The following is a 16287-nucleotide window of genomic DNA, read 5'->3' as shown; positions in this document are numbered from 1 at the left end:
GATCTTCACAGTCGACACTCCAAGGCCGTGATTCCCCAGCTGAAACCCATCGCGCTGGTGGCCAGCAGGATGAGGTCGCCCTCGCGCACCCGGCCGGCGTCCACGACCTCGCGCAGGGCGATCAGGGTGTCCGCGCCGCCCATGTGGCCCTGCCGGTCGTAGGCGAACACCGACTTCTCCTCGGGCAGGCCGAGGGCGGCCATCAGCCGCTGGTGCATCCACTTGTCGCCGTGGTTGATCAGCAGCAGGGCGACGTCGTCGAGCTTGGCGCCCGCCGCCCGCAGCGTGCGGTCCACCAGGTTCCGGAAGTTCTCGACGTAGGCGTCCGCCAGGCCGCGCCGGTGGGGCTCCTGCTGGATCACCACGCCGTCGGCCCGGTGCTCGCCGTGGTAGTAGTCGGCCCAGCTGCCGTCGGTGCGCATGGCGGAGTGCACGAGGGTGAAGGCCCCCGGGCCGGCGGTCACCAGGACGGCGGCCGCCGCGTCGCCGAAGTTGAACAGGTCCAGGCTCGCGGGGTCGGAGCGGTCGACCAGGCGGCTCAGCCGGTCGCCGATCAGGATCAGGGCGTAGCCCGAGCCCTGGGCGTCGAGCCGGTCGCCCGCGATCTGCAGGGCGGCGGCACCCGCGTTGCAGAAGTTGCCGACCTCGAAGCAGTGCGCCTGCTCGATGCCCAGCGCGTGCGCGACCTTGGCCGCCGGGGACCAGAACGGACGGTCCCACTGGCCGGAGCCCGCGTAGATCACGGTGCCGATCTGCTCCGGGGCGACCCCGGTGCGGTCCAGGACCTCGCGGGCCGCGTCCCGGGTCAGCTCCCACGCCGCCTCCCCGTCACCCAGCCCCGGGAACCCCGGGGCGTGGGTGACGGCCAGGATGTCGGCCACCGGCACCCCGGAGGCGGCGTGCAGATCCTGCACGTCGACCCGCCCCGCGGGGTACCGGACGGCGAAGTCCGCTATGGCGCTCACTGCACCCGCTCTTCGACCGGCGCCGCCTCGCTGTCCGCCGACTCGATGCTGACGCGGTGCACGGTGCGGCCGACGCCCGGCTCGACCTCGGTCGCGATGTGGTACGTCGTGCGGGTCTTCCAGATGACCAGGTCGTGCGGGGTCCACTGGTGGGTGTAGACGTGGCTCTCGTCCGTGATCAGCTCGTCCAGCAGCGAGAAGAAGGCCTCGTCCTCGTTGGGGTCGAAGCCCTCGACGCCGGCCATGTACTCCCGGCTGCCGTACACGTACGGGCGGCCGCTCTCCTCGTCCTTCAGGATCACCGGGTGCTGGACCGGCGGGTGCTCGAAGTCCGCCTGGGCCCGGAACTCGGCCACGGACAGGCCCACGTGCTCCGGGCGGATGCGCAGCCGCTTGCTCACGGTGTGGTTGCCGGTCTTGTCGGCCAGCCGCGCCTTCCACTCCTCGGGCAGGCGGTCGTACACGTCCTTCGCGCTGGCGAACTTGGTGTGCCCGCTGGTGGACGGCACGTTGAAGCCGTACAGCATGGTGAACGGCGCGGGATCGGCCACGAAGGTGGAGTCCTGGTGCCAGAAGTTGCCGACCCGGGCGACGCCGACCGGCTTGCCGTCCTTCTGCTCGTTCGAGGAGATCATGATCTCCTCGTACTCCGGGTGCCGGTACTTGCTGATCACGAACGGCACCGGGCGGCCCAGCCGCTTGGCCAGCTCGATCTGCTGCTCCGGCGTCAGGTCGATCGAGCGGACCACGACCACGTCGTGGGCGTGCAGCGACTCGACCAGCTCGGCCCACAGGGCCGGGTCCTGCAGGGCGTCGTAGTCCACACCGGTGAACTCCGCGCCGACGAACGGGGTGCTCAGCTTCTTCTGGGTCATCGCGATTCCTCCGCTATCCGGGACGAGGGGTCGTAGGCCTTCAGGCAGTGCTGCAGCGACTCGGCGAAGTTCGCGATCTGTTCCGGAGTCCGGAACGGGGCGACCGTCACGCGGTAGCGCTCGCTGCCCGCGGGCACAGAGGGGAAGTTGATCGGCTGGACGTAGATGTCGTGGTGCTCCAGCAGCAGGTCGGCCACCTTGCGGACCCGCTCGGCGCCGCGCACCATCACCGGGACGAGGTGGCTGTCGGCATCGAGGAACTCGATGTCGCGGGCCCGCAGTTCCGCCTTCATCAGGGCGGCCTTGTCGGCCAGTTCGGCGCGCAGCCCGGCGCCCTTCTGGACGATGTCCAGGGTGCAGAGCGTGGCGTCCATCGAGGCCTGGGGCAGCGCGGTGGTGAAGATGAACCCGGGCGCCTTCGAGCGCACGTAGTCCAGGGCGACGTCGGGGCCGACCACGTAACCCCCGACCGTGCCCAGCGCCTTGCCGAACACCCCCTGGATGAAGGTGGCGCGGTGGTCGCCCAGCTCCTCGCTCAGGCCGGCGCCGGTCGCGCCGCGCACCCCGATCGAGTGGGTCTCGTCCAGCCAGGTCAGCGCCCGGAACTCCTCGGCGAGGTCGAGGATCTCCGACAGCGGCGAGGTGTCGCCGTCCATGGAGTACACGGACTCGAACACGATGAGCTTCGGCAGGTACGACGGCGTCGCCGCCAGGCGGGCGCGCAGGTCGGCCAGGTCGTTGTGCTTGAACACCTGCTTGCTGGCGCCGGATCGGACGATGCCCTCGATCAGCGAGCGGTGGTTGAGCGCGTCCGAGAACACCACCATGCCGGGCGTGGCGGCGATCAGGGTGCTCAGCGACTCGAAGTTGGCCACGTAGCCGCTGGAGAAGATGAGCGCGCGCTCCTTGCCGTGCCACTCGGCCAGTCGGCGTTCGAGCTCGACGTGCGCCACGCTGGTGCCGGCGATGTTGCGGGACCCACCGGTCCCGGTGCCGTGCTGGGCGATCGAGGCCATCTGCGCCGCGATCGCGTCGGGGTGCTGACTGAGCCCCAGGTAGTCGTTGCTGCACCAGACTTGCACCAGTCGGCCGTTGTGCCAGGTGTGGCCGGGCTCGGCGGCCTGGTGGGCGACGGGCAGGAAGTCCCGGTAGAGCCGGTTGGCCCTGAGTTCGTCGAGCTGGATCCGCAGGGGGTCCAGGACCGACGTGTCCATCGGTGTTTCCAGGATCTCGGCAGTCATTCGATTCTCCGCAAGCAGTCGGGATCCGTTCGGGGCGGCGGGGGGCTGTGGTGGTGCCGCCGTGAACCAGAGTGCCGACTGTGCTTCCCGTTCCGATCCCGCGAGGCTCCCTGGAGGGATCCGCTCCGTTTCCGGGCGGGGTACCGGGCGGGTGGGGCCTGGGGGCCGAGTGTTGCCGCGGTGTAACCGACGCCGCGTCAGTGGCGCTATTCGTACGCAGGGAATGCCCGGTTGCTCCCGAATCAGCGCGCTCGCGGGCCCGCGAAGTGTTGAAACCGGGCAATGCACAGGTGATATCGCTCCTTAGATCCAACACGGCACTAGAATGTGGACAGTTGTGCCATCGGTGCTCGTTTATGGGGGGAGGGAAATCGTGGGCAAACCTCGGTTCCTGCTGTTGGGGCCATTAGAGGTGTGGGCGGGGGAGAGGCGGGTACCTCTGGGCGGCAGGGTGAACGAGAAGGTTCTGACCCTCCTGCTCCTCGCGCCCGGACAGGTCCTGTCCGTGCCGCGGATCGTCGAGGGCATCTGGGGTGACGCACCGCCGGAAACCGCCACGCATCAGGTCCGCAAAGCGGTGTCGAACCTGCGCACCCGGCTTCCCGACGGCAAGCTGCTCATCGAGACCGCCGGCAGCGGATACCGCATCGCGATAAACGACGAGGACCTGGACTCGACGAGGTTCGTCGGGGCCGTCCAACGCGCGCACGCCCTGCTCGGCGAAGAGCGCAACGCCGAAGCGGCGGTGGAATTCCGCGCGGCCCTGGGCCTGTGGCGCGGCCAGGCTCTCGACGACCGCGGGAGCGCGGTCATCTCGGCCGCGTCGGCGGCCCTGGAGGAGCGCCGGATGGCTGCCCTCGAACAGCTGTTGGCCCTGCGGATGGATTCCGGCGAGGGCCCGGAACTGATCGGCGAACTGCGCGACCTCATCGCGGCCAACCCCCTGCGGGAACGGCTGTACGGCCACCTGATGCTCGCCCTGTACCGGTCCGGACGGCGGGCGGACGCGCTCGACGTGTTCCGGTCCGTGCAGCGGCTGCTGCGCGAGGACCTCGGGGTCGATCCGGGCCCGGCGCTGATCGGCCTCCACGAGGCGGTGCTGAGGGACAGCCCGGACCTGCTGATCGCCCCCGCGGCGCCGCGTACGGCCCCCAAGGCGGCCGGACCCCCGCCCCACCGGCCGCCCACGATCCCCCGGCTGCTGCCCAACGACCTGCCCGACTTCGTCGGACGGACGGCGGAACTGGAGGCGGTCGTGGCCGCCGCCGCCGAAGCCGAGTCGGCGGGCGGCCGGATCGTCGCCGTCGACGGCATCGGCGGCTGCGGGAAGACCTCCTTCGCGATCCGGGCGGCCCACGCGATCGCCGGGGCGTTCCCGGACGGCCAGATCTTCATCGACCTGCAGAGCCACAGTCCCGACGAGGAGCCGATCAGCGCGAACGCCGCGCTCGGCATCCTGCTGCGGGCCCTCGGCAGGCGGCCCGACGAGATCCCCGACGACCTGCCCGGCCGCACCAGCATGTGGCGCAACTGCCTGACCGGGCACCGCTACCTGCTGGTCCTGGACAACGTGCGGGAGGTCGGCCAGATCCGGCCCCTGCTGCCGGCGACCGCGGGCAGCATCGCGATCGTGACGAGCCGCGCCCGCCTGGTGGACCTCGACGGCGCCCGGTGGGTGTCGCTGCGGGAGCTGTCGCCGCTCGAAAGCTCCGCGTTCCTCGCCCGGACGCTCGGCGCCGACCTCGTCGCCGCCGACCTTCGCGGCGCCCGGGACCTCGCCGAGTTCTGCGGCCACCTCCCGCTGGCCCTGCGGATCGCCACGGCACGGCTGCTCAACCGCCCCGGCTGGACACTGGACCGGATGGTGCGCAGGCTCGCCGACCAGGCCAGGCGACTGGACGAGCTCAGCAGCACCGACCGCAGCGTCGAGGCGACCCTGCGGTCCTCGTACGACGCCATGGAACCGCCCGTCCGCACGGCGTTCCGGCTCACCGCCCAGCACCCGGGCGGCGCGCTCGACGTCCACTCGGCGGCGGCCCTGCTCGGCCGCGACCTGCCCGCCGCCGACTCGGCGCTGGAATCCCTCATGGACGCCCGGTTCCTGCAACTGCGCAACGACGGCCGCTACGGATTCCACGACCTGGTCCGGGCGTTCGCGCTCAGACTGTGCGACTCGGACGGCGAGGCCGGCATCGCCCTGCGCCGGCTGCTCGACTTCTACTGCCAGGCCAGCGACGACGCCTGCACCCGGCTGTTCCCGTACTGGCGCCGGCTGGACACCCCCTTCCGGCCGGAGACGCCGAACCTGCCCCGGTTCCCGGACCACGGCGCCGCCCTGGACTGGCTCGACCGCGAGCACGCCGGCCTGATCGCCGTCGTCCGGCGCGCCGAGCAGGAACGCCTGGACCTGCACGCCGCGTACCTCGCCCGCAACCTGGTCTACTACCTGAACCTCCGCGGCTACTTCGAGGACTACTACGAGGTCGCCAAGATCGCCGTCGCGTGCGCCCGGCGCCTCGGCGACTCGTCGCTGCTGCTGCTCAGCCTGTCGAACCTGGCCGCGGTCTGCTGGAAGGTCGGCAGGCTCTCGGAGGGCGTCGCGGCCGCCGACGAGGGGCTCGCCGCCGCCATCGCCATCCGCGACGCCCACGCCGAGGCCCGCTGCCGGGGCACCCTCGGCATGCTGCTGACCACCGTGGGCACGTACGAAGCGGCCCTGCCGCACCTGGAGCGGAGCATCGCCCTGGGCACCGAGACCGGCCTGCTGCGGGAGACCGCCGAGTCGCTCACCGTGCTGAGCATGCTCCACGAGCACCGCGGCGACTACCGCCGGTCCATCGAGTCGGCCCGCACGGCCGTGGACCTCAGCCGCCGGCTGCACGCGGTCGAGATCGAGATCACGGCCCTGACCGACCAGGCCGTCGCCCACCTGCGCTCCGGGGAACTGGCGCAGGCCCGGGCCTGCGTGGAGCAGGCCAGACCGCTGTCGGACGAGTCCAAGCTCCCCGGCAACGTCGCCCTGCTGCTGGCCGTCTGCGCCGAGGTCGAGGCCCTGGGCGGGGACCTGGCGGCGGCGGCCGGGTCGGGCGCGCGCGCCCTGCGCCTGGCCGAGGCCAGCCGGACGCCGGTGCGCCAGGCGGCGGTCGCCAACATCGTGGGCCGGGTGCGGATCGTGGTGCAGGACTGCGAAGGGGCGCTGGAGGCGCACCGCTACGCCTACCGGCACGCGAGCGCGATCGGGTACCGGATCGAGGCGGTCCGCGCCCTGGAGGGCATGGAGGCGGCGGCCGCCCTGCTCGAAGCCGGGGAGCAGTGCGGTCCGGGGCGCGCGCGGCTCTGACGCTCCCCGCGTCCTGGGCGCCTCGTTCCCGGCATCCCGTACCGCCCGATCGGGCGGGTATCGAAACGGGAACTGCGCGGGATAGCCATGCCCAAGGCTGTGTGAGGTATGTGAAACGGATTCATTCAAGAGGGGACCTGACAGGGCATGGCCAAGAAGATCGTGGGCCCGGACCGGGGCGGCTCCGCCGCGACACGCGCATGGGGTCCGGCGGAGCCGTGTGAGGCGTGTGCCGGCGCCGGGCGGTCCGGCGGCGGTGCCGACATCGGGCCCAGCTGACCGTACGGAGCCCTGCCCGAGCCCGCCCCGGTCCCCACCCCGGGGCCGGCCCCGGTCCCCGCCCGAACGGAAGGTTCTGGTCCTCATGCACATCGGCACAGTCCGCAGGATCCTGACGAAGGCGGGCATCGTGGCCGTCGCCGCCACCACGCTCGGCGCCGCCACGACGGCCGGAGCGGCAGCGGGCCCCGACGACGTCACCGGTGCCGGGACGCACGCCCAGTACGGCGGGACGGTCCGCATCGCGCAGCGGCCCAACGACAGCCCGAACGTGATCTGGCCGTTCATGGACGTCAACCAGGTCACCTCGATCAACATCGGGGAGTTCCAGCAGTACTTCTTCAGACCGCTGTACTTCGCCGGGCGGGACGACAGGATCGCCATCGACGACGACCTGTCGCCGGCCCGGGCCCCGATCTGGAGCGAGGACGGGAAGACCGTCACCATCCGCCTCAAGGACTGGAGATGGAGCAACGGCGAACAGGTCACCGGCCGTGACGTCCAGTTCTGGATCAACATGTCCAAGGCCGAGAAGGACCACGACGGCTACTACACGCCGCCGATGACCATCGCGGGCACGACGACGAACTACTTCCCGGACAGCGTGGTGTCCACCAGGGCCACGAGGCACGGCATCTCGATCACCTTCGACCGGCAGTACAACCGGACGTGGGTGCTGCAGAACGTCCTGACGACGATCACGCCGATGCCCAGGGCCTGGGACGTCACCGGCCCCGACGGCGCGAGGGGCCGGTGTTCCTCGGACGACTTCGACGCCCCGACGCTGAAGGCCGACTGCGACCCGGTCTTCCGGTACCTGAGCGCGGCCTCGGTCGACAAGAAGACCTTCGCGACCAACCCGCTCTGGCAGATCTCGGACGGCCCCTGGAAGCTCAAGTCCTATGACGCGGCGTCCGGTTCCTACGCCATCGTCCGCAACAGGGCCTACTCCGGCGTCCACAGGCCGTACCTGGACGAGGTCGACTTCGTCCCGTACAAGAACGCCGAGACCCAGTACGCGGACCTCCAGGCCGGCGTGTCCAGCCCGAACGCCCTGCAGATCGGCATCCTGCCCAAGGCGCACGCGGCCCGGTACGACGAGAACGACCTCCAGGCGGGCAACCCGCTGGCCGGGCAGGGCTACCACATCGCGCCGCTGACCTACCTGGACTCGATCAGCTACTACCAGCTCAACTTCCGGAGCACCCGGCACGGCAAGCTGTTCCGGCAGCCCTACTTCACCAAGGCGCTCCAGGACTCCTACGACCAGCAGGGCGTCATCAACGGCGCCCGCAAGGGCTGGGGCCACCCGACGATCGGCGCCGTGCCGTCGATCCCCGCGGGGAACCCGCTGTCACCCAACGCCCAGCAGCACCGGATCAAGTTCGACCTCGCCGAGGCCCGCGGCCTGATGGCCGCCAACGGCTGGGACCTGAGCACCACCCCGGCCGTGTGCCGGAACCCGGGGACGGGCCCGGGGCAGTGCGGTGCCGACATCGCCGCCGGCGACAAGGCGGAGTTCGACCTGGACTACCAGGCCGGCAACGCCGACCTGCCGGGGATCATGGCCTCCTACCGGTCGAACCTCGCGCAGTCGGGGATCTCCGTGAACCTGGCCGAGGTGGCCGTCGACCGCCTCCAGAGCGAAGCGTCCCTGTGCACCCCGGCCAACCCCGACGGCTGCGCCTGGGACGCCGCCCTGTACGGCGGCTGGGTCTACTCGCCCCAGCTCTACCCGACCGGCGACTCCCTCTTCGCCACCGGCGCCGCGGCGAACGTCTGGGGCTACTCGGACCCGCACCTGGACGAGCTGATCGCCAAGTCGATCACCAGCAACGACCTCCAGGACATGTACGCCTACGAGGACTACGTCAACGACCACCAGCCGGTGATCTACACCGACGACATCGTGGCCATCTACGAGGTGGCCAACGGCCTCCACATGCCGGTCCAGGACCCCTTCGAGGGCTACCAGCCGGAGTTCTGGTACTACACGAAGTGATCGGCCGGAACACCAGGGGCCGGGTCCATGACCCGGCCCCCTCGGCGAGTAGTCGGACCGGTAATTCCCGTAGCAGGTCGAGTAGTTGACGTCGCGCCACTTCATGGTCCCGCCAGTGGAGCGGTCGACCGCCCGGCGCGGGCTCTCCGGTTCCGGTTCCGGCCCTCGCGCTCGTTGCGGGCGGTGACCCCGGGTCGCAGGTCATGTGCGGTGCGTGCCGGGTCGGTTGGTGGCCGTGGGCATGCGTGGACGGGCGGAATGGGGGAAAACGACAGGCAGGATCAGTTGTCTGGTACTGCTGTCGCGGAGGATCCATGCGCCGGGACGGACGGATCGTTAACTTCTTGCTGGCACTGCTGAGCAGGGACTGGGTCGGAGTGCCGGTCGCGCTGCTGGTGGCAGGGGCGGGCGGCGTCCTGATCGGGCTCGACGGGGCCTGGGCGGTGGCGCTCGGTGTTGTCGTCGTGGCTGTGGGTGTGGTGCTGGCGGCCGGTGCCGTGCGTCACCTGGTGCTGGTGGCCCGCGAGGAGAGGGCCCGGCCGATGCCGGGGAAGCTGGTCGACGTGGGTGGTCACCGGATGCACGTCCTCGCCGAGGGGGAGGCGGGGGGCGGGCCCACGGTGGTCTGGATGCCGGGTGTGCACGCCCCCGGCGAGGAGCTTGGCCGGCTGCACACGATGCTGACGCCCCTGACCCGGTCGGTCCTGGTCGACCGGTTCGGCTCGGGCTGGAGTGATGTCGGCCCCTTCCCCAGGACGACGGCGGGCGAGGCGGGGGAGCTGCTGGCGGCGCTGGAGGCGGCGGGGGAGAGGCCCCCGTTCGTGTTCGTCGGCCACTCCTTCGGGGGACTGCTGGTCGCGAACGCGGCGAGGCGGCGGCCGGATCTGGTGGCCGGGCTCGTCCTGCTGGATCCGACGCCCTCGGACGTCATCGCCTTCGCGCCGCCCAGCCGGCTGGTCGTGAGGATGCGCCGGGGGGCTCTCCTGACGGCGGTGCGGCACCTGTTCGGTGCGCACCGTGGCCGTGGCGGCCGGACCCGCCAGAGCTGCGCCGCCGCGTCGATCTTCGCGGAGCTCTCGCCGTCCGGGCTGGCCAGGGTGGGGTGGGAGACCGTGGTCTACGACGGGGACCTCGGGCACCTGCCGCTGGTGCTGGTCGTACCCCCGGACCTCAAGGAGGGCGAGACCTTGCTGGGGGCCGCCCGGGACGCGGTCGAGGTCGAGCGGATCGGCCGCTTCTACCTCCGCACCAGGACCCGTTACCTGGCCACGACGACCGGGGCCCGGGTGGTGTACACACCGGACGGTACCGGCCATGACTTTCCGCACGAGGAGCCCGAGTTCGTGGCCGATGTGGTCGGCGGCCTGGTGCGCGAGCTGCGAGTGACCGGTCGATGACCCTCGGCGCGGAGCCCCCTGCCGTTCCTCCCCTTTCACGGCAGGTGGCGCACGAACGCGGTGGCCCCCGGTAAATAGGAATGTTGAACTAATAGTCCATTTGGTTGATGCGCGTACGGCAATCCGTGGTACTTGAGCGGGTTGGGGACACTCGCATGAGTGAAGTTGACCGAGATTGTTTGGCCTCGATGTACCTGGCTCGACTACTGTGGCGGGCGAGGTGGGCGGTCGACCCCATAGGCTGAGGAATTCGGTCCGGAAAGGCAATCGCGAATTTCAGAAGTGGGAGCCTCCGTCCGCTCAGCTGTGCGCTGCTCCGGTGTTCGCAATTTCCGGAGTCCCTGTCATGCGTCCGCGTAGAGAAAGGATGGAGCATCATGCCACCCGTCATCCCGCCCTTCCTGGTCGGTCTCATCGTCTCGCCCCTGGCCAAGCGGCTGCTCAAGCCGCTGGTGCGTGGCGTCGTCAAGACGTCCGTGGGCATCGTCCTGGAGGTGAAGCAGGCGGCCCACGAGGCCGGGGAGAACATCCACGACCTCGCGGCCGAGGTCGCCGCCGACATGGTGGCCGCGCAGTCCTCCGGCGACGGTCACCGTGCCGCCGACGGTGCCGCCCCGAGCGCGGAGAAGGGCGAGGCCGTCGACCGGGGCGACGACGAGGCGAGGGGCCAGAGGGCCCGCGCTGTTGCCACTGCCGGCAAGGCGCACTGACCGCCGGACAGTGGCCCGGCCCGCCGCCCGGGCGCACGCCCTCGACGGATTCCGGAACAATTCGCCCGAACGGCGGTCGGCCGTGCGCCTGATGCCGCAGCGATTCTCCCCAGAACTTCCACTCCGTCGCACTTTTCCGTCGTGCCCGTGTCGGAATGTTGCGACCTCCGCAAACAGGTGATCGTACATATGCCGTCTCTGCTGGGTGTCTCAGCCGGATATCGCTCCGTGGATGTGGACGTGCGCCCGCGCTCGGTCATTCCGGGCCGCCAGCGCTGGGACGTCAAGCCGGTGCTCGGCCGGCCCCAGGCTGCCGAAGTCCTCGCCGCGACCCTGCGGCGCGTCCCCGGGATCACCGAGGCGCAGGCCAGTCCGATCACCGGTGGGGTCCTCGTCCGGCACGACGCGGGGGTGAAAGCCGCCGACGTCGGTCGAATCGTCCGCAGAGCCGTCACCCAGGTCGTGGAGGGCATGGCCGGCCGGGGGTGTTCGGCGCCGGCACCGCCGGCCGCCAAGCCGGCTCCGCGGGTGCACCGAGGCGGTGTCGTGCGCCCCGCCCTCGCCGTCGGGGGCGGGGTGACGGCCGGCATCGCGCTGATCCGCGGGTCGGCGCTGAGCAGGCAGCTGGTCGCGCTGGGCGGCGTGGTGGCGGCGACCGCGGCCGTCCTGCGGAAGGCCTGGCGGCGAGCGGTCGACGCGACCCGGGAACTGCCCGGGGACGGAACCGCACGGCACCCCCTGCTGGAGATCGTCGGACCGTACCGCCGACGCCTCTACCGTGCCGCGGCGCTGTCGGCCGGCTGCCAGATCTCGGAGATGGTGCTCGCCGCTGTCATCGGCTGCACCGCGGTGGTGCTCACCAAGGGCGAGCTCGCGCCGCTGGTCAGCTTGGGTTTGACCACCGCGTCCGCCCAGCTCTGGTGCCTGGCAGGGCTGGTGGTCGCGACCTGTGGCGCCGTGGCGGGCCTCTCGTACGCCTCGAACCTCCAGTGGCGCGGGCTCGGCCAGGACGTCGAGCACGACTGGCGGGGCCGCACCTACGCGCACGTGCAGCACCTCGAACTGCGGCACCTGGAGGGCGAGCGGACGACCCGGGTGGCGAGTGCGCTCATGGACGACGTCGGCCAGCTGGGCGCCTTCTTCGCCACCTCCGCCAACGACGTGGTGCAACTGGGCACCAGTCTGGCTCTCCTGATCCCGGTGTTCCTGCTGCTGGCACCGCAGATCGCCTGGATCGCGTTCCTGCCCATTCCGGTCGTCGCCTGGCTGTCCGTTCACTACCAGGACAAGGTGACGGCCGACTACGCCGTCTCCGGCGAGCACCGGACCAGGCTGCACAGCCAGCTGGTCAACACGCTGGAGGCCGGCGCCACCGTCAAGAGCTTCTGCACCGAGGACTACGAGGCCGAGCGCATCGACCGGCTGGGCGAGGCGGCCCAGGACCACAGTCGGCAGACCGACCGCAGTACGATCCGACACGCCGAGATCGTCCGGGCCTGCACGACCGCCTCCCTGACCGGCATCCTGCTGATCGGCGGCCGCTCGGTGCTCAACAGCAGCCTGCGGTCGGAGGTGCTCATTCCACTGATCGGCCTGCCGCAGATGGCGATGATGCGGATGAACCGGCTCGGCGGCATCGTCGACCAGTACCAGCGCACGCTGGCCTCCTACGACCGGGTCCAGCGGCTGCACGCCCTGCCCGTCGAGACCGACGGAACCGGCGGACCGCTCGGCGCCGAGAAGGTGCAGGGGGAGGTCGTCCTCAAGGACGTGACCTTCGGCTACCCCGGCCGGCCCCCGGTGCTGACGGACTTCTCGCTGACCATTCCCGCCGGGCGGACCACCGCTCTCGTCGGCGCCACGGGCTCCGGGAAGACGACGATCGCCAAACTGCTGATGCGCTTCCAGGACGCCGAGTCCGGCACGGTGCTGCTCGACGGGCGGGACGTCTGCGACCTGCAGCGCCGGGACCTGCGTGAGGCGATCGGATTCGTCGCCCAGGACCCGTTCCTCTTCGACGGCACCATCGCCGACAACATCCGCTACGGCAGCTTCCAGGCCTCCGACGAGGCCGTGGTCGAGGCGGCCACGATGGCCGAGGCGCACACCTTCGTCGCGGCGCTGCCGGACGGCTACGACACGCTCATCGGCGAACGCGGCGCCGCGCTCTCCGGCGGCCAGCGGCAGCGGATCGCCCTGGCGCGGGCCATCCTCAAGGACTCGCCGGTCGTGATCCTCGACGAGGCCACCTCCGCGGTGGACAACGAGACCGAGGCCGCCATCCAGCGCACGCTCCGCACCTTCGCGGCCGACCGGACGATGGTGGTCATCGCCCACCGGCTCTCCACGGTCCGCCACGCCGACCTGATCTACGTCATGGACAAGGGCGGCGTCGTCGCCGAACAGGGCACCCACGACGAACTCCTCGCCCGGCACGGACTCTACGCGTCCCTCTGGCAGCTCCAGGCCGGCGAACTCGCCGCCTGACCGCAGCAGCCGCGCCACCCGCCACCTGCCCGCCGACCGCGTGACATCACCGCGGTCGGCGTGTGCAGGCGCGTCCTCACGCCTGCCCACACTTCTGGAGGTACCCCCATGTCCCGTCGCGTCGGCGACGTCCTTCCCCTGACGGCGGCCCAGCGCGAGATCTGGCTCGCCGAGCAGCGCTCCCGGACGGCGATTCCGGCCTATCGCATCGGCGAGTACCTGGAGATCCACGGTCCTGTCGACCCGGAGCTGTTCGAGACCGCGCTGCGCCGGGTGGTCGACGAGGTCGACGTCCTGCACGTGGGCTTCGTCGAGGACGGAGACGGTCCGCGCCAGGCCGTCCGCGGGACGTGGGACCGGGGGCCGGTCTTCCTCGACCTCAGCGCGGAACCCGCACCGCTCACGGCGGCCCTGGCGTGGATGGAGGAGGACCGGATCCGCCCGCTCGACCTCGCCCGCGATCCGCTGTTCAGCCATGCGCTGATCAGGCTCTCGCCGACGCGCCACCTCTGGTACCAGAGCTACCACCACCTGGTGATGGACGGGTACGGCTACGTCCTCGTCCGACAGCGGGTCGCGGAGACGTACACGGCGCTGGCCGAGGGCCGGGAGGCGCCGCCGTGCGCGTTCGGTTCACTGGACGACCTGGTGGCGGCGGACGCCGACTACCGTGCCTCGACGCGGTTCGCCACGGACCGGGCGTACTGGATGGAGAGGTTCGCCGACTGCCCGGCCCCCACCCGGATCAGCGACCGGGCTCTGGACGGGCCTGCCCGGTCCGCGCGCCGAACCGGGGAGTCGGAGGTCCTGCGCCCGGATACGTTCCGGGCCGCGGCCGGGCGTGCCGGAGTCCGGTGGTCCCGTCTGCTGATCGCGGCGGTGGCGCTCTACGCTCACCGGCTGACCGGCTCCCGGGACGTGGTGCTCTGCCTTCCCGTCACGGGCCGGCAGGGATTCGGGCCCGAGCTGATGTCGGTGCCCGGCGCCGTATCCAACACGGTGCCCCTGCGCCTGGCGGTGCGACCCGACATGAGGTGGCGCGAACTCGTCGCACAGGTGTCGGGCGAGGTGGACGCGGCCCTGGCGCACCAGCGTTATCGGAGCGAGGACCTGCTCCGGGATCTCGGCGTGCCCGGCTCCATCGGGACGGCATTCCCGCTGATCGTCAACATCATGGCCTTCGAGTCGGAGCCGCGCTTCGCGGGACATGCCGTCACGGTGCACGACTTGTCCGAGGCGCCGACCACCGACCTGGCCGTCTGGGCGTTCGCCCACCGGGACGGCAGCGGCCCGCGGCTGGTGCTCAACGGCTCGCCGGACGCCTACGGCGACGACGAACTCGCCGCGCACCAGCAGCGGCTTTCGGCGCTGCTGGAAACCATCGCGGCTTGCGAGCCGGACGAGTTGGTGGGCCGGATCGATGTGCTCACGGCCGAGGAGCTGCGAGCGCTGCAACCGGTCGGAGTCGGCCTGAGCGGGGGGATCCCGGAGAACAGCCTGACCGCGCTGTTCGAGCGGCAGGTTCGGGTGGATCCGTCCGCTGTCGCGCTCACGGACGGCGAAGTCTTTCTGACGTACGGCGAGTTGAACGCGCGGGCGAACCGGTTGGCGCACGCTCTGGTCGCCCGTGGGGTGGGGCCGGAGCGGTTGGTGGCGCTGGCTCTGCCGCGTTCGGTGGAGCTGGTGGTCGCCGTCCTGGCTGTGCTCAAGGCCGGCGGTGCGTACGTTCCGGTGGACCCGGAGTACCCGGCGGCCCGGATCTCCTATCTGCTCCAGGACGCCCGGCCCTCGCTGCTGGTGACGACGCATGGAATCGGTGAGTTGCCGGGTGGGGAGTCCGTGGAGCGGTTGCTGCTGGACACCGTCGACCTGGCCGGGCTGCCGGACACGGATCCGGGGGTCCTCGTCGATCCGGGCCATCCGGCGTATGTCATCTACACCTCGGGTTCCACGGGCAATCCCAAGGGTGTGGTGGTCCCGCACCGGAACGTGGTGCGGTTGTTCGGTGCGACGGAGGGGCTGTTCGGTTTCTCCGCGGAGGACGTGTGGACGCTGTTCCACTCGTACGCGTTCGACTTCTCGGTGTGGGAGCTGTGGGGGCCGCTGCTGTACGGCGGTCGGCTGGTGGTCGTGGACTACGAGACCAGCCGCTCGCCCGGCCGGTTCCTGGAGCTCCTCGCCCGGGAGCGGGTGACGGTGCTCAACCAGACGCCGTCCGCCTTCTACCAGTTGATGCAGGCGGACGCGGAGGCGCCGGAGACGAGTCGTGAACTCGCCCTGCGCACGGTGGTGTTCGGCGGTGAGGCGCTGGAGCACGCCCGGCTGGCGAGCTGGTACCAGCGGCATGCGGACGACGCGCCGCGGCTGGTCAACATGTACGGCATCACCGAGACCACGGTCCATGTCACCTCTGCGGTGCTCGACGGCTCGGGCACCGTGGCCGACCAGATCGGCTCCCCCCTCACGGACCTACGGACGTACGTGCTCGACGGCGCCCTCCGGCCGCTGCCCGCAGGTGTGCCGGGGGAGTTGTACGTCGCGGGCGCGGGGTTGGCGCGCGGCTACCTGAACCGGCCGGGCCTGACCGCCGGGCGGTTCGTCGCCGACCCGTACGGGCCCGCGGGCTCCCGGATGTACCGCAGCGGCGACGTGGTGCGCCGGGCGGCGGATGGCAGCCTGCGCTACGTCGGCCGCGCCGACCAGCAGGTGAAGGTGCGCGGCTTCCGCCTCGAGCTCGGAGAGATCGAGGCGGCGCTGGCCTCCCACCCCGGCATCGCCCAGGTCGCCGTGCTGGCCCGGCAGGACCGCGCCGACGACACCCGGCTGGTCGCCTACCTGGTGCCCGCCGCGGACGCCGCCCCGCGCCCGGCCGACCTGCGCGGCCACCTGGCCGAGCGGCTGCCGGAGTACATGGTGCCGTCGGCGTTCGTGGTGTTGGACGCGCTGCCACTGACCTCGAACGGCAAGCTCGACCGGCGGGCCCTTCCGGCC

At 71.2% G+C, this 16287-nt stretch carries 9 protein-coding genes; 6 read left to right on the top strand and 3 right to left on the bottom strand.

All coding sequences use genetic code 11. The annotated features are described in order from the left end of the window. Window positions 1–5: 5 nt before the first annotated feature. Genes RZ50_RS09300 through hemA form a run of 3 tightly spaced genes read right to left on the bottom strand, consistent with a single transcriptional unit; the run spans window position 6 to window position 3081 of the window. Window positions 6–965, bottom strand: a complete 960-nt coding sequence (locus RZ50_RS09300) for a 3-oxoacyl-[acyl-carrier-protein] synthase III C-terminal domain-containing protein (RefSeq protein WP_217680351.1) — start codon at window positions 963–965, stop codon at window positions 6–8. After that, the gene (locus tag RZ50_RS09295) at window positions 962–1840 is read right to left on the bottom strand and encodes a TauD/TfdA family dioxygenase (RefSeq protein ID WP_217680349.1); all 879 of its coding nucleotides are present in this window, start codon (window positions 1838–1840) and stop codon (window positions 962–964) included. The genes RZ50_RS09300 and RZ50_RS09295 overlap by 4 nt, the downstream gene beginning before the upstream one ends. Further along, a complete protein-coding gene (gene hemA / locus RZ50_RS09290) occupies window positions 1837–3081 on the bottom strand; it encodes a 5-aminolevulinate synthase (protein ID WP_217680347.1) in 1245 nt (414 codons plus the stop codon). Before hemA ends, RZ50_RS09295 begins: the two co-directional genes overlap by 4 nt. Window positions 3082–3532: 451 nt before the next feature. On the opposite strand from hemA, the gene RZ50_RS09285 reads away from it, so the two are divergent. The 6 genes from RZ50_RS09285 to RZ50_RS09260 all read left to right on the top strand — a co-directional run. Then, the gene (locus RZ50_RS09285; RefSeq protein ID WP_217680345.1) at window positions 3533–6421 is read left to right on the top strand and encodes an AfsR/SARP family transcriptional regulator; all 2889 of its coding nucleotides are present in this window, start codon (window positions 3533–3535) and stop codon (window positions 6419–6421) included. A gap of 364 nt (window positions 6422–6785) precedes the next feature. Next, entirely contained in the window at window positions 6786–8702 is a 1917-nt protein-coding gene (locus tag RZ50_RS09280) for an ABC transporter substrate-binding protein (RefSeq protein ID WP_217680343.1), read from the top strand. Between the two features lie 344 nt (window positions 8703–9046). Next, the gene (locus tag RZ50_RS09275; RefSeq protein WP_217680341.1) at window positions 9047–10099 is read left to right on the top strand and encodes an alpha/beta fold hydrolase; all 1053 of its coding nucleotides are present in this window, start codon (window positions 9047–9049) and stop codon (window positions 10097–10099) included. Between the two features lie 377 nt (window positions 10100–10476). Next, window positions 10477–10809 carry a DUF5132 domain-containing protein gene (locus tag RZ50_RS09270; protein WP_217680339.1) on the top strand — a complete coding sequence of 111 codons (333 nt, stop codon included), beginning with the start codon at window positions 10477–10479 and terminating at the stop codon, window positions 10807–10809. A 228-nt stretch (window positions 10810–11037) separates the two neighbouring features. Then, window positions 11038–13296, top strand: a complete 2259-nt coding sequence (locus RZ50_RS09265; RefSeq protein ID WP_308271545.1) for an ATP-binding cassette domain-containing protein — start codon at window positions 11038–11040, stop codon at window positions 13294–13296. Between the two features lie 108 nt (window positions 13297–13404). Then, on the top strand, window positions 13405–16287 hold a 2883-nt coding region (locus RZ50_RS09260; protein WP_217680335.1), incomplete at its 3' end, for an amino acid adenylation domain-containing protein.

This window comes from Kitasatospora sp. SUK 42, assembly GCF_015776785.2.
Lineage (GTDB): Bacteria > Actinomycetota > Actinomycetes > Streptomycetales > Streptomycetaceae > Kitasatospora.
This window is presented reverse-complemented; position numbering and strand designations above follow the sequence as displayed.